A 19,684-nucleotide genomic window follows, 5' to 3' on the forward strand; every position below is an offset into this window, starting at 1 on the left:
CGTGGAAGGCGTCTGCGTTTCCGCTTTGTTGTGTCTTCACTTTATCAGTGTTCCCGTTCCCCGCCAAATCGGCGTTTTCCGGGTCCTTCTGATTTGGGTGAAGGCGTGTGCCTCTTTCGAGGCGACCCGACCGAGTTTACATGGTCGAAGCAGTGCTTCGAACTGCTCACTTCGGAAGGGAGGTTTCGACCGGCCCGTCCGCCCTGATCCCTGGGGATCGGCGTCCGTCTCGCTCGGTCTTGGACAACACTACCCCCGTCCGGGAGTGCTCGTGACGTGTTTGCCGATCCTTGCCCGTGTCGTGTCTTACAGGCGACGGACAAAAACGACGAAGGCCCACAGAACACCGTCTGTGGGCCCTCCGGGCCGGTGTCAGGTCGCGGTCACAGCTTCTCGATCGGCGCGTACTTGACCATCAGGTCCTTCTCCCCGATGTCCGCGCCGAAGTCGATGCGGGCCTTGGTGCGGTCGCCCGTCCCGTCGACCAGTTGGACGCGGCCCATGCCGAACTTGTCGTGGTTGACCAGGTCCCCCACGCTCAGGGTCGGCGCCTCGGCCTTCTGCCGGCTCCGGCCGAAGGTGCCGCCGAAGCCCTCGCCGCCGAAGGAGCGGCCCGACGGGCCGCGGCGCAGGGCGGGCGGGGCGCTCAGTACCGGGGACTCCCCGCGGCGCCAGTCGACGAGGGACGAGGGGACCTCGTCCAGGAAGCGGGAGGGCGGGTTGTACGACGGGCTCCCCCACGCGCTGCGCACCGCGGCGCGGCTCACGTAGAGCAGGCGCTCGGCGCGGGTCAGCCCCACGTACGCCAGCCGGCGCTCCTCCTCCAGCTGGGTCTTGTCGCCCAGGGTGCGCATGTGCGGGAACACCCCGTCCTCCAGCCCCGTCAGGAACACCACCGGGAACTCCAGCCCCTTCGCCGAGTGCAGGGTCATCAGCGTGACCACCCCGCCCTCGTCGTCGGCGTCCGGGAGCTGGTCGGTGTCGGCGACCAGGGAGATCCGCTCCAGGAAGTCCACCAGCGTGGGCTCGGCGCCCTCCTCGACGACCTCCTCCCCCTCCAGGGCCGCCTCGTCCTCCAGCAGGGCCGTGAAGGTGTTCTCGAACTCCCGCGCCACGTCCACGAACTCCTCCAGGTTCTCCACCCGGCTCTCGTCCTGGATGTCCTTGGACTCGGCGAGCTCGGACAGGTACCCGGTCTTGTCGAGGACGGCCTCCACCAGCTGCGACGGGCTGGACGCCTCCACCAGCGCCGCCAGCTCGTCGAGCAGGGCGGTGAAGTTGCGGACGGCGTTCACCGAGCGGGTCGCCATCGCCGGGACCTCGTCGACCCGGCGCAGCGCCTGGGCGAACGTGATGCGCTCGCGGGCGGCGAACAGCTCCAGGGACTCCTCGGCCCGGGCTCCGATACCGCGCTTGGGCACGTTGATGATGCGCCGCAGGCTGACGGTGTCCTCGGGGTTGGCGAGCACGCGCAGGTAGGCCAGGACGTCGCGGATCTCCTTGCGCTCGTAGAAGCGCACCCCGCCGACGATCTTGTACGGCAGGCCCATCCGGATGAACACGTCCTCGAACACCCGGGACTGGGCGTTGGTCCGGTAGAACACCGCCACCTCGCCCGGGGTGATCGCCCCGTCGTCGGTGAGCTTGTCGATCTCCCCCACCACGAACGCGGCCTCGTCGTGCTCGTTGTCGGCGACGTAGCCGACGATGGGCGTCCCCTCGCCCTGCTCCGACCACAGGTTCTTGGCGGGCCGGCCCTCGTTGCGCTCGATGACGGCGTTGGCGGCCGACAGGATCGTCTGGGTGGAGCGGTAGTTCTGCTCCAGCAGGATCGTGCGCGCGTCGGGGAAGTCGCGCTCGAACTCCAGGATGTTGCGGATGGTCGCGCCGCGGAACGCGTAGATGGACTGGTCGGCGTCGCCGACCACGCACAGCTCCGAGGGCGGGACGACCGGCGCCTCCTGCTCCGCCCCGACGAGTTCGCGGATGAACACGTACTGGGCGTGGTTGGTGTCCTGGTACTCGTCGACCATGACGTGCCGGAAGCGGCGCCGGTAGTGCTCCGCGACGTCGGGGAACATCTGGAGCAGGTTGACGGTGACCATGATCAGGTCGTCGAAGTCCATGGCGCCGGCCTCGTGCAGGCGGCGCTGGTACAGCCGGTACGCCTCGGCGAGCTTCTTCTCCTGCTCGGTCTGGGCCTGCTCGGCGAACGTGTCGTAGTCGACCAGCTCGTTCTTGAGGTTGGAGATCTGGGCGGAGAAGGACTTGGGCGGGAACCGCTTGGGGTCCAGGTCCATCTCCTTGCAGACCAGCTGCATGAGCCGTGCGGAGTCGGCGGAGTCGTAGATGGTGAAGCCGCTCGGGTACCCGAGGCGGTGGGCCTCCCGTCGCAGGATGCGCACGCACGCCGAGTGGAACGTCATGATCCACATGCTGGCGGCGGCGCGCGCGCCGAGCAGGGCCTGGATGCGTTCGCGCATCTCGGCGGCGGCCTTGTTGGTGAACGTGATCGCGAGGATCTCCCCGGGGCGCACCCCCCGCGCGGCCATCAGGTACGCGATGCGGTGGGTGAGGACACGGGTCTTGCCCGAACCGGCTCCCGCGACGATGAGGAGCGGGCCGCCGCCGTGGGTGACCGCCTCGCGCTGGGGACCGTTCAGACCTTCGAGAAGCTGCTCTTGGGAGGACACGGATCCAGGTTACGGCCGGTCGGAGACAGGGCCCGCCGGGCGCGGTGCTTCACAACCCGATCGGATGTTCGTCCCGTTTAGGCTGTTCCTCTGATGACTCTGGGCCTCCGCACGGGCGGGGGCCGTCGCTCGTGTTCGGGGGTTCTTGTCATGCGCGTGTTCGTCGACTGCGATCCGGGGATCGACGACGCGGTCGCGCTCGCCTATCTGGCGGCGCGGCCGGAGGTGGAGATCGTCGGGGTCGGCGCGGTCTTCGGCAACGGCGGTGTGGACGTGACGGCGGACAACGCCCTGCGTCTGCTGGAGCTGTACGGGCGGCCGGAGGTGCCCGTGGCGGTGGGCGCGTCCCGGCCGCTGGTGCAGGAGCCGAGGCTGGCCCCGCACGTCCACGGCGACAACGGGCTGGGCGGGGTGGAGCTGCCCGAGCCGGCCGGGGCCCCGGTGGACGGGAGCGCCGCGGAGCTGCTGGTGCGGCTGGCCCGCGAGTACCCCGGCGAGCTGGACGTGCTGGCGGTGGGCCCGCTGACCAACCTGGCGATCGCCCTGGGCCTGGAGCCGCGGCTGCCGGAGCTGGTGCGCAGACTCGTGGTGATGGGCGGCGCGGTGCGGGTGCCGGGCAACGTGTCCTCGCACGCCGAGGCCAACATCAACAACGACCCGGAGGCGGCCGAGGCCGTGTTCGGCGCCGGGTTCGACCTGGACCTGGTGGCGCTGGACATCACCATGGAGACGGTGGCCACCGGCGGGTGGCTGGAGGAGCTGAAGGCGGTGCCGGGTGTGCGGGCCGCGCGCACCTCGGAGTTCCTGGACTTCTACGCCGACTTCTACAAGGGCATCTTCGGGGTGCGCCAGTGCGCGATGCACGACCCGCTGGCGGCGGCGGTGCTGGTGGACCCGCACCTGGTGACGGAGGCCGTCGAGGTGCCGGTGCGGGTGGAGCTGTCCGGGTCGCTGACCCGCGGCATGACGGTGGCGGACCTGCGGCTGCGCCCCGGCGGGGACGGCCGGCGGCCGGTGCGGGTGGTCACGGCCGTGGCCGGCGAGGAGTTCCTCGGCCGGATGCTCGACGCGCTGCGCTGATCCCGCCCCCGGGTCCGCCGGGCCCGGGGGCGTCAGACGAGCCGGCGGGCGGTGGCCCAGCGGCTGAGCTCGTGCCGGTTGGAGAGCTGGAGCTTGCGCAGCACCGACGACACGTGGGTCTCCACGGTCTTGACGGAGATGAACAGCTCCTTGGCGACCTCCTTGTAGGCGTAGCCCCGGGCGATGTGCCGCAGCACCTCGCGTTCGCGCTGGGTGAGGCGGTCCAGCTCGGGGTCCACGGGCGGGGCGTCGGTCGCCGAGAAGGCGTCCAGGACGAACCCGGCCAGGCGCGGGGAGAACACGGCGTCGCCGTCGGCGACGCGCACGATGGCGTCGGCGAGCTCCTTGCCGGAGATGGTCTTGGTGACGTAGCCGCGGGCTCCGCCGCGGACCACGCCGATCACGTCCTCGGCGGCGTCGGACACCGACAGCGCCAGGAAGCGGATCTGCGGGTGGCGGGCCAGGACGCGGCGCAGGACCTCCACACCGCCGCCGCCGGGCAGGTGGACGTCGAGCAGGACGAGGTCGGGCTGCGCCCGCTCGATCACCTGCACGGCGGAGTCCACGTCGCCCGCCTCGCCGACCACGTCGACGGCGTCGCCGAGTTCTCCCCGGACCCCGCTGCGGAACAGGCGGTGGTCGTCCACGATCACGACGCGGGGTGGCGCGCCGCCGTCACTGAAGGTCGTGCTGCTGTCGTCTCCCACAACGGGAACTCTACCCACGGCCCGGCCCGCTCCACATCCCGGTCCCTCCTCCGCCGTGCCTTTCCGGTGCGTCCGCAACGCCCTACACCTCGGGGATGCGCGGCATGCGCAGCTGGACCTCGGTGCCCTCGCCCGGGGCGGTGCGGATGCGCGCGGAGCCGCCGTGGCGGTCCATGCGGCCCAGGATGGAGCCGCGCACGCCCATGCGGTCCTCGGGGATGGAGTCGAGGTCGAACCCGGCGCCCCGGTCGCGCACGAACACCAGCACCTCCTCGGGCTCGACCTCCCCGAACACGGAGATGGCGTCGGTGCCCGCGTACTTGGACGCGTTGACCATGGCCTCGCGGGCGGAGCGCAGCATGGCGTGCAGGCCGTCGTCCACCGGGCAGTCGCCGACGCAGACCACCTCGATGGGGATGCCGTGCTCCTCCTCGACCTCGGCGGCGACGCGCTCCAGGGCCGGGGAGACGGTGGTCTCGGCGTCGGCGGGGCGCTGGTAGAGCCAGCTGCGCAGGGCGCGCTCCTGCACCCGGGCCAGGCGCTGCACCTCGCGGGGGTCCTCGGCGCGGCGCTGGATGAGGGTGAGGGTGTGCAGCACGGAGTCGTGGATGTGGGCGGCAAGTTCGGCGCGCTCGGCGTTGCGGATGCGCTCGCGGCGCTCGGCGTCGCGTTCGCGGACCAGGCCGACGATCCACGGGGCGACGATCAGTGCGACGCCCGCGAGCAGGGTGAACGCGAAGGTCAGCCCGGCGCGGGCGTTCTGGAGCTGCTCCTGGAAGACGAGGAACCCGATGACCCCGACGACGACCAGGAGGACGCCGGCCAGGGCGCGCATGAGCCCCTTGCCGCGGCCGACCGTGCTGGTCATCCACTCGTCGCGCTGGCCGGGGTTGGCCTGCTGCCACAGGATGACGGCGCCCAGGGTGCCGAACACCACGAACCACAGCAACGGGTCGAAGACGCCGCCGAACAGCAGGAACAGGAAGCCGAGTCCGGCGGCCAGGCCGACGTAGGCGACGAGCTGGGAGATGTCGCGGCCCTTGCGGCGGCCGTCGGCGGCGCGCGCCTCGTCGTCCTCCCCGCGTCCGGTGTCCTCGGCGGGGACGAAGAAGAAGAGGGCGACGTACACGGCGATCCCGATGCCGCCGACGGAGAGCGCCATGAAGGCGAGGCGGACCACGACGGGGTCCACCCCCAGGTGGCGGGCGAGCCCCGCGGCGACACCGCCCAGCAGTCTCCCGTCGGCCGCCCGGGTGAGCCTGGGGGTGTCGTCCGCGACCGGTGTCACCCGGTCGCCGCTTGCTTTGTCCATGTCTTCCGTCCGTGCGCGTTGCCGGTCCGGGGCGCACGGGTGCCCCCCGTCGACTCCAGCATGCACCGGGCCGCGGGCATCGGGCATCGGGGTGGAGCCCCCGGATGTGCCGGGGCGGGCGGTCAGGGTGGGGTCAGGGTCGTCCCGGATTCCCCTGATCACCGCCGGCGGGTGACCATGGGTGTGTGAGGAGAGTGCGGTGAGCGACCATGAGTGAGGATTCGGCCCCCACGGGATCCGACGCGCCCGCGGCCGGGACGGTTCCCGTCCCGGAACGGGAGCTGCGCAAGGCGGACGACGACCGGGTCCTGGCCGGCGTGTGCTCCGGGCTGGGGCGCTACACGCGGACCGACCCGGTGGTGTGGCGGGCGGCCTTCGCGCTGACCTCGTTCGCCGGGGGCACCGGACTGCTGCTGTACCTGGTCGCGTGGATGCTCATGCGGGACGCGCGGGGCGGGCCGGCGACGATCGAGCAGATGCTGAACCGGAGCATCCCGCCGCGGACGGTGCTGAAGCTGCTCGCGGTGGGGCTGGCGGTGGCGACGGCGTTCAGCCTGGTCGGTGGTTTCGGCTGGTCGACTCTGGTGCTGGCGGTGCCGCTGGTGCTGGGGGTGCTGGCCGCGCGCGGCCGCGGGGTGGACCTGCGGTCCGCGTTCACCGGTCTGGGCGAGGAGCTGCGGGCCAAGGCGCCGCCGCCGGAGACGCCGGTCGCGGGTCCGAGCCCGAGCTACTACAACCCGGCGCAGCCGTGGGCGTCGGCCCCCACCGGGCCGGTGGACCTGGCGGTGGTGGCCGAGCGGACGATGGGCGGCGACCGCTCGGACGGCGGGGACGGGGACGAGGGCCCCGGCCACGGGGACCATGACGGCGGGGACCGCGGTCCCGGCGGGGGCCGTGGGAAGGCGAAGTCCCGGCGCGGGGCGCCGTTGGCGGTCATGGCGCTGTGGACGCTGCTGGCCGTCGCGGTGGTGGCGCCGGTCGTGGCGTTCGGCGGGGACTCGTCGGTGTGGAGCGCCGACACGGCGCGGCTGCTGCTGGGCCCCGAGACCGGCGTGTACTTCCTGGCCGGCGCGCTGGGGCTGGTCGGGCTGCTCGCGGTGGTGGGCACCTGGGCGGGGAACCCGCGGGGGCTGGGCTTCCTGGGCCTGGTGCTGACAATGGCCCTGGTGCTGGTGTCCGCGGTGGACGTGACCCGGGTGCGGATCGGCGAGGACGTGTGGCGGCCGACCACGGTCGCGCAGGCGGAGGCCGGGGGCGCCCCCCGGTTCACGGTGGGCGACCTCACGGTGGACCTGACCGCGATCGGGGACCTGGAGCCCGGGGAGGCCGTGGACGTGCGGGCGGGGATCGGCCGGGGGAGGCTGGTCCTGCTGCTGCCCGAACAGGCCCGGGCCCAGGTGCGGGCGGACGTCGGCCTCGGGGCCCTGGTACCGCTCGGCGGGAACGGGGAGAAGGAGGAGCAGTTCGGCATCACCCGGGAGTTGAGCGAGGTGTTCGAGCCGGTCGGCGGGGCCGGGGACGACGAGGTCCCCCTGATCAGAGTGGACACCGACATCCGCGTCGGGACTGTGGAGGTACGGCATGGCGAAGCGTAGAACGGACTGGGGGTCGCTGGTCGCGGGGCTGCTGTTCCTCGGACTCGCCGTCGCGTTCGTCGTGCGGGGCACCGGGGAGTGGGAGTTCGGTGTCTGGTGGGCGGTGCCGGTGGTGCTGGCGGGGCTGGTGCTGGCCGGGGTGGTCCGCGCGGTACAGCGTTCGCGGGCCCGCGCCAGGGAACGGGCCCGGGACCGCGCCGAGGCGGCCGGGACGGCCGTCTCCGACGGGGGCGGGGACAGGGACGACGGCCCGCCCCGGGGGTGAGGCCGGGGACAACGAGGGGGCGCGGCGGATGCCGCGCCCCCTCGTGCGTGTCCGCCGGTCAGCCGTCCGCGGCCGGGCGGTGCTCGGCGATGGCCGCGAAGTCCTCCACCCGCAGGGACTCCCCGCGGGCGCCGGGGTCGACCCCGGCGGCGCGCAGCGCCCGCTCGGCGGCCGGGGCCGAGCCGGCCCAGCCGGCCAGGGCGGCGCGCAGGGTCTTGCGGCGCTGGGCGAAGGCCGCGTCGATCACCCGGAAGACCTCCTCGCGGGTGGCCCGCGTCTCGGGCGGGGTGCGGCGGACCAGCTCCACCAGCCCGGAGTCGACGTTGGGGGCGGGCCAGAACACGTTGCGGCCCACCGCCCCGGCCCGGCGGGCCGCGGCGTACCAGGCGACCTTGGCCGAGGGCACCCCGTAGATGCGGCCGCCCGGGGCGGCGGTGATCCGGTCGGCGACCTCCGACTGGACCATCACCAGGACCCGTTCCAGGCTCGGCAGCAGTTCGAGCAGGTGGAGCAGGACGGGGACGGACACGTTGTAGGGCAGGTTGGCGACCAGCGCGGTGGGGGCCGGACCGGGCACCTCGGCGACGCGCATCGCGTCGTCGCGGACGACCGTGAGCCGGTCGGCGAGCCCGGGCGCGTGCTCGGCGACGGTGCCGGGCAGCGCCTCGGCGAGCACCGGGTCGATCTCGATGGCGGTGACACGGCGCACGTGCGGGAGCAGCGCCAGGGTCAGGGAGCCCAGGCCCGGCCCGACCTCGACCACGACGTCGTCCTCGCCGACCCCCGCGACCCGGACGATGCGGCGCACGGTGCCGTGGTCGATCACGAAGTTCTGCCCGAGGGTCTTGGTGGGCCGGACTCCGAGCCGCTCGGCGAGGACCCGCACGTCGGCGGGGGTGAGCAGGCGGGATCGGTCATCGGGTGCGGGTGTCTGTGTCACCCCCACATCTTGCCAGCCCGGCGGGGGTGGGGGCCGCGGCCGCGGGGCCCGCTCACTCGAAGAGGTGGACGCCGCAGTGCGGCCACTGGCTCTGCCAGTTCCCCCCGACCGCGTCGTAGAGCCGCTGGGCGCGCTGTGTCTGCTCCTGGGCGCTGGCCTCGGAGGGCAGCCCGGTGCCGCCGACCGAGTTCCAGGTCGGGACGCTGAACTGGTAGAGGCCGTAGTAGCCGCCCGCGGAGTTGACGGCGGCCGGGTTCCCGCCGGACTCGCACTGGGCGAGGCCGGCCCAGTTGAGGCCGGCGGCCGCGCCGCCGCCCGCCGGGGCGGGGTCCTCGGGCGCCTTGGTGCCGATCTCCACCACTCCCTCGACGGGCTCGGTGACGACCTCCTCCTCCAGGACCTTCTCGACCTCCTCTCCGTGGTGCAGGACGGTGGCGGTGGTCACCCGTTTGACGCCGTCCTCGGGCTCGGTGACGACCTCGCGCTCCCCCTCGGGCAGGTCGGGGTTCTCGCGTTCGGTGGTCCCGGCCTCGATGGGGACCTCCTCGGTGACGGGTTCGCCGATGACCGGGGTGATCCGGACGGTCATGTCGGGGACGGCGGGCTCGTCGGGGGCCGGGGAGACGAGGTCGTGCTCGCCGGGGTCGACCCCGGCGGCGGCCAGGACGTCGGCGACGGTCTCACCGGTGGAACGGGTCTCGGTGCGGACGGTGTCGCGCAGGACGACCATGCGCGGGGCGCGTTCGGCGGTGACGGTGAGCCCGTCGGCGGGGATGGGGGTGTCGTGCCCTGCGGAGAGGGAGACCCCGTCGGGGTCGAGGCCGAGCTGGTGCAGGGCCTCGCCCAGGGTGGCGGCGTTGACGCTGCGGGCCAGCGGGTGGCCGTCGAGTTCGACGGTGATGTCGCGCGGGGAGCGGACCAGGACGTGCTCGCCGGAGGCGACGGGGGCGTCCGGCGCGGGGGCCACGAGGTCGCCGTCGGCGAGGGTGACGCCCGCGGCGTCGAGGGCGTCGGCGACGGTGCCTCCGAAGGTGTGGACGGTGCGCTCGGTGCCGTTGACGTCCACGACGACGGCCCGGTGGGCGGCCAGGGCGGTGCCGCCCGCGGTGAGGGCGAGGAGTCCGGCGGCGGCCGCGGCGAGCAGGGGCAGCGGGGCCCGGCGCCGCGCGCGGCGCCGGCCGCGGGAACGGCGGGGGGAGGTGGTCCTACGGGGCATGGCGGTTCCTGGGATCACACGGAGGAAAGGGGATGCCCGGGGCGCGGTCGGGCACTCCCCGCTTTTCCGGCACCGGCATAGCGGCAGGTCGCCGCGGGTGCGCGGCCCGTCGGGCATCGGACACATTAGCACCGGGCCATTGTTCAATTTTTGGACTCGCCGAAAAAGGAGGTATCCGAAAACGGAAAGGCGGTCTTTTTCCGCATTATCCTTTTCGACCCGCGAGCACCCCGGGCACCGCCCCCGGAGCGCCGCCCTGGTGCCGCACCGCCCGACCCGGCACAATGAACCCGAACGTCGTTCTAATCCACCCCTCCTGGAGGCCTTGCACATGGGACCCCTCAACGGAATCCGCGTCGTCGAGTTCACCGGCATCGGGCCGGCGCCGATGGCCGCCATGCTCCTGGCCGACCTGGGCGCCGACGTCGTCCGCCTCGACCGCCCGCAGGCCGCCGAGGCGATGAACGCCGGGCTCCCCGGCCCGCACATGAGCGAGGGCCGCACCGTGCTGGGCGCCGACCTGAAGTCCGAGGAGGGCCGCGCCCTGGCCCGCGACCTCGTCGAGCGCGCCGACGTCCTGCTGGAGGGATTCCGCCCCGGGGTCATGGAGCGGCTGGGCCTGGGCCCCGACACGTGCCTGGAGCTCAACCCCCGGCTGGTCTACGCCCGCGTCACCGGCTGGGGCCAGGACGGCCCCCTGGCGAGGACCGCCGGGCACGACATGAACTACATCTCCGTCAACGGCGCCCTGCACGCCATCGGCCGCGCGGACGGCCCGCCGGTACCGCCGGCCAACCTGCTCGGGGACTTCGCGGGCGGCACCATGTTCACGGTCACCGGCATCCTGGCCGCCCTGGTGGAGCGCGGCGCCTCCGGGCGCGGACAGGTCGTGGACGCCGCCATGGTCGACGGGTCGGCGCTGCTGATGTCGATGATCCACGAGGACCGGGCGCGCGGGTCCTGGAGCGACGAGCGCGGCACCAACTACCTGGACACCGGCGCCCCCTGGTACGACGTCTACGAGTGCGCCGACGGCCGGTACGTGTCCGTGGGCTGCATCGAGCCGCAGTTCTACGCCGCCTTCCTGGCGGGCACCGGCCTCGACGGGGAGGACCTGCCCGATCAGTGGGACCGCTCGGGCTGGCCGGTGCTGCGGGAGCGGTTCGCCGAGGTGCTGCGCACCCGCGGCCGCGACGAGTGGGCGGCGGTGTTCGAGGGTGTGGACGCCTGCGTGATGCCGGTCCTGTCCCTGGAGGAGGCGCCCGACCACCCGCACGTGCGCGCGCGGGGCACGCTGGTCCGCGAGGGCGGCCGCGTGGTCCCGGGCCCGGCGCCCCGCTTCTCGCGCACCCCGGGCGGGGTGACCCGGGGGCGGCCGCAGCCGGACACCGCCGAGGTCCTCAAGGGATGGGGCCTGGGCACCTGAACCGGTCCGTCCGATACCCGGCTCCCGGGCCCGCGGGAACGGAGATCCGAAGGGGGATCCCCGGACGGATTCGGACGGGTCGGGCGAGTATCCCCCGATGGGCGCTCCGGGGTCGCTAGGGTGGCGAGCTCAGGTCGAGCGCGCGACGGGGGGTCCGCGATGCCACGACGGTTCGTCAGTGCGGTATCGGCGCTTCGGGGGGCGGCCGGAGCCGCGGGGGCGGCGCACCGGAGGGCGGCCGGCACGGTGCCGGCGCGCTGGTGCGCAGTGGTGGTGGCGGTCGCCGCCCTGCTGTGCGCCGCCCCGTCCTCGTGGGCGGACCCGGGCCCGACCGGCTCGGGGGCGCCCGTCCGGCAGCCGGACGTGCCGGTCCCGGCCGGGGAGCCCCTGGTGCTGGTCGGGGTGCCGGGCCTGCTGTGGGAGGACATCACCCCCGGGCACACGCCCACCCTGTGGGAGATGGCGGAGCGGTCGGCCATCGGGAACATGTCGATCCGCACCGCGACCTCGCGCACCTGCCCCACCGACGGATGGCTGTCGGTGTCGGCGGGCGACCGCGCCCTGGCCGCACGGGAGGACTTCGGGGTCTGCGAGCCCGCGCCCCGGCCCGAGCGCACCGGGTCCGGCGCCGTCGTCCCCGGGTTCGACTCGTACGTGCGCCAGAACGCCGAGTCGCAGTTCGCGGCGCGGGTGGGGCTGCTCGGCGACACCGTGCAGCGGTACGGCGGGTCCACGCTGGCCGTGGGCCCGGGGGCGGCGCTGGGCGTCGCCGACGGTCAGGGGCGGGTCGACCACTACCTGGCGGGGGTGGGCGACCTCGACACCGAACGCCTGGAGGGCGTGGCCCTGGCCGCGGTGGAGCTGCCCGACCTCACCCGCCTGTACCCCGAGGACGACCCCTTCTCGACCGACCCCGACGGCCCCGACCGGGACGACGTCCCGCAGGTGGACCGCGAGGAGGCGCTGGAGATGCTGGACGGGCGGCTGCGCACGCTCGTCTCGATGCTGCCCACCGGGTCCTCGCTCATGGTGGTGGGCGTGTCCATGGACAGCGCGCCCTCCCAGCTCACCGCGGCGCTGAGCGCGCAGGTGGCGCAGGAGGGCCCGGCCGGGCCCATCGGGTTCCTGGCCTCGGAGTCGACCCGGCGGCGGGGGCTGGTGGTGCTCACCGACGTCACCGCCACCGTCCTGGCCGAACTGCGGATGGACCCGCAGGCGGCGGTCGCCGGGCGGGCCTGGCACGTGACGAACCGCCCCGCGGACACCGGGGAGTCCGTGCAGCGGCTGATGGACTTCAACACGGCCGCCGTGGTGGTCGGGGCGGCCATCCCCGGATTCTTCAGCGGGCTGGTGGCGGTCCAGCTGCTGATCTACGCGGCCGCCGCCTACGCCCTGCACCGCTACTCCGACGGGCAGCGCGGCAAGCGGGTCCTCGTGCTGTCGGTGACCCGGATCGTGGCCCTGGCCGGGGCGGCGTTCCCGGTCGCCAGCTACCTGGCCAACCTCATCCCGTGGTGGGCGGCCGAATCACCGCCCACGGCGCTGCTGCTGTGCGTGCTGGCGGCGGACGCGCTGGTGGTGGTGCTGGCGGTGGCCGGCCCCTGGCGGCGCACGGTCCTGGGACCGATGACGGTGGTGGCGGGGGCGACCACGGCGGTGCTGTTCCTCGACCTGTGCTTCGGCGCGCACCTGCAGATGAACTCGCCCACCGGGTACTCGCCGATCGTCGGCGGCCGGTTCTACGGGATCGGCAACATCGCCTTCGCCACCTTCGCCACCGGCATGCTCATGGCGGTGGCCGGGATCGCCCACGGGCTCATCGTGCGGGGGCGCCGGCGCGCCGCCGTGGCGGTGGCCCTGGTGGTGGGGGCGGCGTCGGTGGCGATCATCGGCTGGCCCGGCCTGGGCACCGACTTCGGCGGGGTGATCGCGCTGGTGCCGGGCCTGGCGGTGACGACGATGATGATCGCCGGGGTGCGGGTGACGTTCCTGCGGCTGTCGGCCGTGGTCGCGGCGGCGGTCGCGGCGATCACGCTGCTGTCGTGGCTGGACTACCTGCGCCCGCCCCAGGAGCGCAGCCACTTCGGGGCGTTCGCCGCCCAGGTGCTCAACGGGGAGGCGGGCACGGTGGTGGCCCGCAAGCTCGGGGCGATGCTGGGCACGCTCGGCAACTGGCAGCTGACCCTGCTCGCGGCCTGCGCCCTGGTGTTCCTGTTCGCGGTGCTCTACCGGCCCACCAACTGGCGGATCGGCGCGCTCCAGCGGGCCTACGAGTACGCGCCGACGCTGCGGGCCGGCCTGACCGGGTCCCTGGTGACCGCGCTGGTGGGGTTCGCCGTCAACGACTCGGGCGTGGCGATCCCGGCGATCGCGCTGACGGTCGCGGTACCGCTCACGCTGTCGGCGTGCGTGTGGGCGCTCGAGCAGGAGGACGAGGCCCCGGCGCCGGACCCCGAACCCACCGAGAACGCCCACTGCCTGTGACGCTTACCTCATCGACGCCACGCGGTGCAAACGGCAACGAACACGACCTTGCGTCGCTCACGTCACGAAACGGCCACGGCACTGTGGTAAAGTCCGAGGCTGAGCGGCTGATGCGAGGGACAGCCGGGACCCCGAGGGGGCCGGGCGGTCACCGTCTCCCGAAGATCCCGGCCACCGATCCGGCCGCCGCACCTCCCCCAGGGAGGGAATGACCGCCCCCAGGGGCGGGTTCTTGTTGTCGTGAAGGGTGCGGGAGTCACCCGGCACGGCACGCCGCCGATCTCCGGTCCCGGTGACCCGCGGACCGCCGGGGAACTTCCGACCCGCACTCGGACGTTCCCAGGGTGGCCGCGCTCCGCGCAGGCCCCGTTGCGGAGGAGAAGGCGTCACATCCCCGGCCCCGTACCACCGGGGCGGCACGCGAGGACATGATGAACCATCAGCTTGGCTACCGCGGTAACGCACTGAACGTACCGGTCGACGCCCGCGCCCGGCGCGGGATGCGGCCCGCCTCGCCTGCGCGGCGGGCACGTCCCGACTACGCCGGAGTCGCCATGCCCGCACTCACCATCTCGTCCACCCTGCACGACAGCGGCCGGGTGCTGGCGCTGGACGGCGAGATCGACCTGGCCACCGAGGGCCGGTTCCAGGACGCGGTCACCGAGGCGCTCGTCACGCAGCCGCGCGGGCGCGTCGTCCTGGACTGCACCGACCTGCGCTTCATCGACTCCAGCGGGCTGCGCGTGCTCATCCGCGCGCACAAGACCGCCCGGGAGCAGCGCGCGGTGCTGGCGATCGCCGCGCCGGCCCAGCGGATCATGCAGACCCTGCGGATCACCGCGCTGGACACCCGCATCCCGGTGTTCGGCACCGTCCCCGAGGCGCTGGCCGCGCCCCGGGCCGACAACGGCTGAGGCCGCGGGCCGGGCACGGCCACGACGGACACAAGGAAGGGGCGCGACCGCACGGGTCGCGCCCCTTCTTCCGTGCGCCGGGGGCCGGGGGCGGCGTCAGGCCAGGAGCAGCATCCACACGCCCAGGCCGGTGACGGCGAGGTTGACCAGGCCGAACACGACCACCCACAGGGTGCCGGGCAGGCCGGTGAGCCGGGCCAGCTGGTCGGCGTCGGAGTGCGGGGAGGGCTGGCGCACGCGCTGGCGCTGGAGCTCGAACACCGGGCGGATGCCGGCGAACAGCAGGAACCAGATGAACAGGTAGGCGAAGGCCGCCTGGACCTCGCTGGGGGTGAACCAGCTGATCCCGAACACGACCGCGCCGGTGCCCACCACCGAGAGCACGCCGTAGAGGTTGCGGATCATCAGGAGCATCGCGGCCAGCACCACCAGGCTCAGCCACAGCAGCGCGGTGATGTGGTCGGTCATGAGCACGACGATGCCGAGCAGGCCGATGACCGACGAGGCGACGTACCCGGCGAAGACCGTCAGGATCATGCCGACGCCGGTCGGCTTGCCGCGCGAGACGGTGACACCCGAGGTGTCGGAGTGCAGGCGGATCGCCGTGAGCTGGCGTCCGCTGAGCAGCGCCACCAGGGCGTGGCCGCCCTCGTGGGCGATGGTGACGACGTTGCGGGCCACCCGCCACACGGGGTTGAACAGCACGGCCGCCAGGGCGAGCACCGCGGCGCCGATGACGATCCACTGCTCCGGCTCGGGTTGGGTGGTCAGCACCTCCTGCCAGACGTCACCGAAGGTCGTTTCCACCAGTGGTCCCCCAACTGCGTCTCGACGGCTCTCCCGGCCCGGACGGGCCGGGGCACTGCCCGAACTCTAGCGATCCGCCGGGACGGGCCCGAACGGCGCGGATCGGTGCGGAATGTGAGACGACCGCGGCGGGTCGGCGGTTCGTCCGGACGCCCGAAAGCGGCGGACGGGAACGGACGCGTGCCACGCTTCGTCGGAGATGTGTCCCGAACCGGGGCGATGAACTGGCCAAACCACTCCGCGCGACCTACAGTCGCAACCGTTGGCTATTGACCAACTACTAAGAGTGAGGATCTTCCGTGAAACGGATCGCTGGAATCGCCCTGATGACGCTCACCGCCGGTGCGGCCCTCGGCCTCGCCGCGGCGCCCGCCTCGGCCGGCGGCCACGACGGCTACGGGTACGACCACGAGCGTCCCGCCCTGGTCCAGGGCCACGAGGGCTACGGCTACGACCTCGAGCGCCCCGCCCGGGCCCAGGGCCACGGCCACGAGGGCTACCCCGGCTACGGCGACATGCGTCCCGCCCTGCTCCAGGGCCACGGCCACGAGGGCTACCCCGGCTACTACTAGCCGCACCGGTGGCAGAAGGCGCGGCCCGGCTCCGGCCGGGACCGCGCCCCCTCCGGTCATCCGCGCTCGGCCAGGTCCTTCAGGCGCACCAGGGTCGCCTCGATGCCCCGGGCGTTGCGCGCGGGCATCCCGCCCAGCACGTAGAACAGCGGGAACCCCCTGGAGTAGTCGAAGGTCTCGGTCACCCGCGTCCCGCCCCCGGGCAGCTCCTCCAGCTCGTAGCGCCACCGGTGCGGGCCGAAGTGCCGCCAGGCGATGAGGCGGTCCTTCTCGTACTCCACCACCCGGTTGGTCATCCTGTACGGCAGGCCGAACATCTTCATGTCCATGCCGAACCGCGCGTCCTGGACCAGCTCCGGCGGACCGAAGAGGCTGCCGCGCACGGTCCCCGATCCGTCGATCTCCGGGTGCCGGGCGGGCGACGCGAGGATCTCGAAGATCCGGGCGGCGGGAGCGTCGACCACCACGCTCCGGGAAACCTTGTATTCAGCCATGCGGCCATCATGGCAGCACGCCCTGAAGGGATCCTTCCCGCCTCCCGGGCCACACCTATCCCCGGACCGCGTGCCTCTCCACGCCGGCCAGCTCCCCGGCGGCCACGTGGACCACCCAGAACGACCCCTTGCGCAGTCCCAGCTGCTGGGTGATCGGCGCCCCCAGCCGGGTGAGCGCCTCCTCCATCAGGTCCGGGATCAGCTCCCCGTGCGTGCACACCACCGTGGGCCGTCCGGCTCCGAGGATCTCGGCGAACGCCTCGCGGGCGCCCTTGACGTCGTAGGGCGGGGTGCCCTCCCGGACCGTGAAGGCCCGTTCGGTGCGCATCTGCACGTCCGCCTCCACCGTGTACGGCAGCATCGACTCGGTGCAGCGGGCCGCCGCCGACGACACCACTTCGGGCCGCCCGTAGGCGCTCAGCACCCGCGGCAGGGCCAGGGCGTCGGCCCGGCCGACCTCGTCCAGGGGGCGCAGCAGGTCGCTGTCGTCCCAGGTGCGCTTCTCCCCCGCCGACAGGTGCCGGAGCAGGATGACCGGGAAGGTCGCCGCGGGTCCGGCCCGGAAGTTGTCCAGGACCTCCACGTCGTGGTCGTAGGTGAGGCGTTCGCGCGCCTCCCCCACCGGGACCCACTCGACCCGGTCGACCTCCTCGTTGGCCTGGTAGTCGATGGCCCCGCCGGCTTCGGCGGGGGTCGCCGCCCACCACTCGACCTGCTTGGGCCAGCCGTCCTTGAGGTAGCGCTGCGGGGGCAGGCGGCGGCCCAGCACGGGGTTCAGGCCGGTCTCCTCCTGCACCTCGCGGACCGCGCCGATGATGGGGTGCTCGCCGTTCTTGAGCTTGCCCTTGGGCAGGGTCCAGTCGTCGCGGGCGGGCCGCCGGATGAGGACGACCTCGGTCCCGGCCTCCCCCTCGCGCCACAGCAGGGTGCCGCCCGCCCGGATGGGCTCCAGGTAGCCGCCGACCGCCGCGGTGCGGGGCGGGAAGGCGCTGGTCACCCTGACCTCGCCGGCCCCCTCCGCGGGGGTGTCGCCCTCCGCGCTCATCCGCCCTCCACCACTCGCAGGTGGCGGTCGCCGCGCAGGCTGTCCTGGAGGTCCACCAGGGGCTGCCCGTCGGGGGCGTGGGTGACCCGGTCCCAGATGCCGTCGGGCTGCAGGCGCCACGAGGACGTGTCGTCGGACATCGCCAGGTCCATCAGGCCGATGAGCCTGCGGCACTGCTCCCCGTCGGAGATGCGGACCAGCGCCTCCACCCGGCGGTCGAGGTTGCGGGGCATGAGGTCGGCGCTGCCGATCCACACCTGGGGGCGCCAGCCGTTGGCGAACACGAAGATCCGCGAGTGCTCCAGGAAGCGGCCCAGGATGCTGCGGACCCGGATGTTGTCCGAGAGGCCGGGCACCCCGGCGCGCAGGACGCAGCTGCCGCGCACCCACAGGTCGACGCTGACCCCGGCCTGGGAGGCGCGGTAGAGGGCGTCGATGATCTCCTCGTCGACCAGCGAGTTGACCTTGATGCGGATGTGCGCGGGCTCGCCCTTGAGGGCGTTGTCGGTCTCGACGGAGATCTGCTGGAGCAGGCCCTCGCGCAGGGCCGCGGGCGCCACCAGCAGCCTGCGGTAGTGCTTCTTGCGGGAGAACCCGGTGAGGCTGTTGAACAGGTCGCTGACGTCCTCGCCCACCTCGGAGGAGGCGCTGAACAGGCCGAAGTCCTCGTAGATGCGGGCGGTGCTGGGGTTGTAGTTGCCGGTGCCGACGTGGCAGTAGCGGCGCAGCAGCCCGTCGTCGTCCTTGCGGATGACCATGGACAGCTTGCAGTGGGTCTTGAGGCCGACCACGCCGTAGACGACGTGGCAGCCCGCGTGTTCGAGCTTGCGGGCCCACTGGATGTTGTTCTGCTCGTCGAAGCGGGCCTTGATCTCGACCAGGACCACGACCTCCTTGCCCTCGCGGGCCGCCTCGATGAGCGACTCCACGATGGGCGAGTCGCCGCTGGTGCGGTAGAGGGTCTGCTTGATCGCGACGACCTTGGGGTCGCCGGCGGCCAGGGCGAGGAACCGCTCCGTGGTGGTGGCGAAGGACTCGTAGGGGTGGTGGACCAGCACCTCGCGCTCGCGGATGGTGGCGAACAGGTCCCCGGAGGTGAGCGCGCGCGGCTCGACCGGGACCATCGGCGTGTAGTGCAGCTCGGGGCGGTCCAGGTCGGCGATCTGGGCCAGGCCCGCCAGGTTCAGCGGGCCGGGGACCCGGTAGATCTCCTCCTCCTCGGCGCCCAGTTCCTCGACGAGGATCGCCAGCGTGTCGTCGCTGATGTCCTCCTCGACCTCCAGGCGCACCAGCGGCCCGAAGCGGCGGCGCAGCAGCTCGTTCTCCAGGGAGGTGACGAGGTCGTCGGTCTCGTCCTCGTCGACCTCCAGGTCGGAGTTGCGGGTGACCCGGAAGGCGTGGTGGTCCACGACCTCCATGCCCTCGAAGAGCTGGGGCAGGTGGGCGGCGATGATGTCCTCGACCGGCACGAAGCGGCCGCCGCCCTTGGTGCTCAGCTCGATGAACCGGGGCAGCGAGCCGGGCACCTTGACGCGGGCGAACATGCGGCGCTCGTCGCGCGGGTCGCGGACGGTCACGGCCAGGTTGAGCGACCGGCCGGAGATGTAGGGGAAGGGGTGGGCCGAGTCCACCGCGAACGGCGTGACCAGCGGGTAGATGGAGCGGCGGAAGTACCCGTGCAGGTACTCGCGTTCGGCGGCGTCGAGGTCGTTCCAGCGCACGATGCGGATCCCGACCTCGCGCAGGGCGGGGGCGACGCTGTTCTGGAAGCAGGCGGTCTGCCGCAGCATGAGGTCGTGGGTGAACTCGGAGATCCGTTCGAGCAGGTCGCGGGGGTGGTGTCCGCTCGACGAGGCGACGGAGAGCCCGGTGGCGAGCCGGCGCTTGAGGCCGGCGACGCGGACCATGAAGAACTCGTCGAGGTTGCTGGAGAAGATGGCCAGGAAGCGGGCGCGCTCCAGCAGGGGGATGTCCTTGTCCTCCGCCAGTTCGAGGACCCGCTGGTTGAAGCGGAGCCAACCCTCCTCGCGGTCCATGAAACGATCGGCGGGGAGGCCTCGGGGCTCGGTGGTGCTGGGACCGGCTGGCGTCGATACGGGTTCCGTGCTCACAGCTGGCAGACTCCCCCCTTTTC

At 73.1% G+C, this 19,684-nt stretch carries 16 protein-coding genes; 7 read left to right on the forward strand and 9 right to left on the reverse strand.

Going from position 1 to position 19,684, the window contains the following annotated elements; genetic code table 11:
- Window positions 1-383: 383 nt before the first annotated feature.
- Window positions 384-2,693, reverse strand: a complete 2,310-nt coding sequence (gene pcrA / locus ABZ249_RS15020; RefSeq protein WP_355262463.1) for a DNA helicase PcrA — start codon at window positions 2,691-2,693, stop codon at window positions 384-386.
- A gap of 150 nt (window positions 2,694-2,843) precedes the next feature.
- On the opposite strand from pcrA, the gene ABZ249_RS15025 reads away from it, so the two are divergent.
- The gene (locus ABZ249_RS15025; protein ID WP_355262466.1) at window positions 2,844-3,773 is read left to right on the forward strand and encodes a nucleoside hydrolase; all 930 of its coding nucleotides are present in this window, start codon (window positions 2,844-2,846) and stop codon (window positions 3,771-3,773) included.
- 32 nt (window positions 3,774-3,805) lie between these two features.
- On the opposite strand, the gene ABZ249_RS15030 is transcribed toward ABZ249_RS15025, so the two are convergent.
- Both ABZ249_RS15030 and ABZ249_RS15035 read right to left on the reverse strand, forming a co-directional pair.
- Window positions 3,806-4,480 carry a response regulator transcription factor gene (locus tag ABZ249_RS15030; RefSeq protein WP_220563287.1) on the reverse strand — a complete coding sequence of 225 codons (675 nt, stop codon included), beginning with the start codon at window positions 4,478-4,480 and terminating at the stop codon, window positions 3,806-3,808.
- A gap of 82 nt (window positions 4,481-4,562) precedes the next feature.
- Complete coding sequence (locus ABZ249_RS15035) at window positions 4,563-5,792, reverse strand: PspC domain-containing protein (protein WP_355262469.1); 1,230 nt, start codon at window positions 5,790-5,792, stop codon at window positions 4,563-4,565.
- A 209-nt stretch (window positions 5,793-6,001) separates the two neighbouring features.
- Between ABZ249_RS15035 and ABZ249_RS15040 the strand changes: the two genes are divergently transcribed.
- Together ABZ249_RS15040 and ABZ249_RS15045 are read left to right on the forward strand one after the other, a co-directional pair.
- Complete coding sequence (locus tag ABZ249_RS15040) at window positions 6,002-7,387, forward strand: PspC domain-containing protein (protein WP_355262472.1); 1,386 nt, start codon at window positions 6,002-6,004, stop codon at window positions 7,385-7,387.
- On the forward strand, window positions 7,374-7,652 hold the full coding sequence (locus ABZ249_RS15045) for a hypothetical protein (protein ID WP_355262475.1): 279 nt from the start codon (window positions 7,374-7,376) through the stop codon (window positions 7,650-7,652). The genes ABZ249_RS15040 and ABZ249_RS15045 overlap by 14 nt, the downstream gene beginning before the upstream one ends.
- Before the next feature lie 58 nt (window positions 7,653-7,710).
- On the opposite strand, the gene rsmA is transcribed toward ABZ249_RS15045, so the two are convergent.
- Both rsmA and ABZ249_RS15055 read right to left on the reverse strand, forming a co-directional pair.
- A complete protein-coding gene (rsmA, locus tag ABZ249_RS15050; protein WP_355262478.1) occupies window positions 7,711-8,598 on the reverse strand; it encodes a 16S rRNA (adenine(1518)-N(6)/adenine(1519)-N(6))-dimethyltransferase RsmA in 888 nt (295 codons plus the stop codon).
- 46 nt (window positions 8,599-8,644) lie between these two features.
- Entirely contained in the window at window positions 8,645-9,808 is a 1,164-nt protein-coding gene (locus ABZ249_RS15055; RefSeq protein WP_355262481.1) for a ubiquitin-like domain-containing protein, read from the reverse strand.
- 331 nt (window positions 9,809-10,139) lie between these two features.
- Here ABZ249_RS15055 and ABZ249_RS15060 point away from each other — a divergent pair, with 331 nt between their 5' ends.
- The 3 genes from ABZ249_RS15060 to ABZ249_RS15070 all read left to right on the forward strand — a co-directional run bounded on the left by ABZ249_RS15060 (window position 10,140) and on the right by ABZ249_RS15070 (window position 14,632).
- On the forward strand, window positions 10,140-11,234 hold the full coding sequence (locus tag ABZ249_RS15060; RefSeq protein WP_355262484.1) for a CaiB/BaiF CoA-transferase family protein: 1,095 nt from the start codon (window positions 10,140-10,142) through the stop codon (window positions 11,232-11,234).
- A gap of 246 nt (window positions 11,235-11,480) precedes the next feature.
- Window positions 11,481-13,718: a hypothetical protein gene (locus tag ABZ249_RS15065; RefSeq protein ID WP_355262487.1), complete on the forward strand. Its 2,238-nt coding sequence runs from the start codon at window positions 11,481-11,483 to the stop codon at window positions 13,716-13,718.
- A 554-nt stretch (window positions 13,719-14,272) separates the two neighbouring features.
- On the forward strand, window positions 14,273-14,632 hold the full coding sequence (locus tag ABZ249_RS15070) for an STAS domain-containing protein (protein WP_220563294.1): 360 nt from the start codon (window positions 14,273-14,275) through the stop codon (window positions 14,630-14,632).
- A gap of 96 nt (window positions 14,633-14,728) precedes the next feature.
- On the opposite strand, the gene ABZ249_RS15075 is transcribed toward ABZ249_RS15070, so the two are convergent.
- Entirely contained in the window at window positions 14,729-15,439 is a 711-nt protein-coding gene (locus ABZ249_RS15075; RefSeq protein WP_355262491.1) for a M50 family metallopeptidase, read from the reverse strand.
- A 299-nt stretch (window positions 15,440-15,738) separates the two neighbouring features.
- Here ABZ249_RS15075 and ABZ249_RS15080 point away from each other — a divergent pair, with 299 nt between their 5' ends.
- Complete coding sequence (locus ABZ249_RS15080) at window positions 15,739-16,011, forward strand: hypothetical protein (RefSeq protein ID WP_355262494.1); 273 nt, start codon at window positions 15,739-15,741, stop codon at window positions 16,009-16,011.
- A gap of 56 nt (window positions 16,012-16,067) precedes the next feature.
- Here ABZ249_RS15080 and ABZ249_RS15085 read toward each other — a convergent pair whose 3' ends face one another.
- The 3 genes from ABZ249_RS15085 to ABZ249_RS15095 are packed head-to-tail and all read right to left on the reverse strand — an operon-like array spanning window position 16,068 to window position 19,661.
- Complete coding sequence (locus tag ABZ249_RS15085; protein ID WP_355262497.1) at window positions 16,068-16,505, reverse strand: SRPBCC family protein; 438 nt, start codon at window positions 16,503-16,505, stop codon at window positions 16,068-16,070.
- Window positions 16,506-16,560: 55 nt separating this feature from the next.
- Entirely contained in the window at window positions 16,561-17,550 is a 990-nt protein-coding gene (locus ABZ249_RS15090; protein WP_355262500.1) for an NUDIX hydrolase, read from the reverse strand.
- A complete protein-coding gene (locus ABZ249_RS15095) occupies window positions 17,547-19,661 on the reverse strand; it encodes an RNA degradosome polyphosphate kinase (protein ID WP_355262503.1) in 2,115 nt (704 codons plus the stop codon). Before ABZ249_RS15095 ends, ABZ249_RS15090 begins: the two co-directional genes overlap by 4 nt.
- Window positions 19,662-19,684: the final 23 nt, after the last annotated feature.

It is taken from the genome of Nocardiopsis sp. NPDC006139, assembly GCF_040614155.1.
GTDB lineage: Bacteria > Actinomycetota > Actinomycetes > Streptosporangiales > Streptosporangiaceae > Nocardiopsis > Nocardiopsis changdeensis.

Coding starts and splice junctions, on each gene's coding strand:
- ABZ249_RS15060 (WP_355262484.1), top strand. CDS start 10,140: ATGGGACCCCTCAACGGAATCCGCGTCGTCGAGTTCACCGGCATCGGG.
- ABZ249_RS15090 (WP_355262500.1), bottom strand. CDS start 17,550: ATGAGCGCGGAGGGCGACACCCCCGCGGAGGGGGCCGGCGAGGTCAGG.
- ABZ249_RS15035 (WP_355262469.1), bottom strand. CDS start 5,792: ATGGACAAAGCAAGCGGCGACCGGGTGACACCGGTCGCGGACGACACC.
- ABZ249_RS15045 (WP_355262475.1), top strand. CDS start 7,374: ATGGCGAAGCGTAGAACGGACTGGGGGTCGCTGGTCGCGGGGCTGCTG.
- ABZ249_RS15085 (WP_355262497.1), bottom strand. CDS start 16,505: ATGGCTGAATACAAGGTTTCCCGGAGCGTGGTGGTCGACGCTCCCGCC.
- ABZ249_RS15025 (WP_355262466.1), top strand. CDS start 2,844: ATGCGCGTGTTCGTCGACTGCGATCCGGGGATCGACGACGCGGTCGCG.
- ABZ249_RS15070 (WP_220563294.1), top strand. CDS start 14,273: ATGCCCGCACTCACCATCTCGTCCACCCTGCACGACAGCGGCCGGGTG.
- ABZ249_RS15055 (WP_355262481.1), bottom strand. CDS start 9,808: ATGCCCCGTAGGACCACCTCCCCCCGCCGTTCCCGCGGCCGGCGCCGC.
- ABZ249_RS15040 (WP_355262472.1), top strand. CDS start 6,002: ATGAGTGAGGATTCGGCCCCCACGGGATCCGACGCGCCCGCGGCCGGG.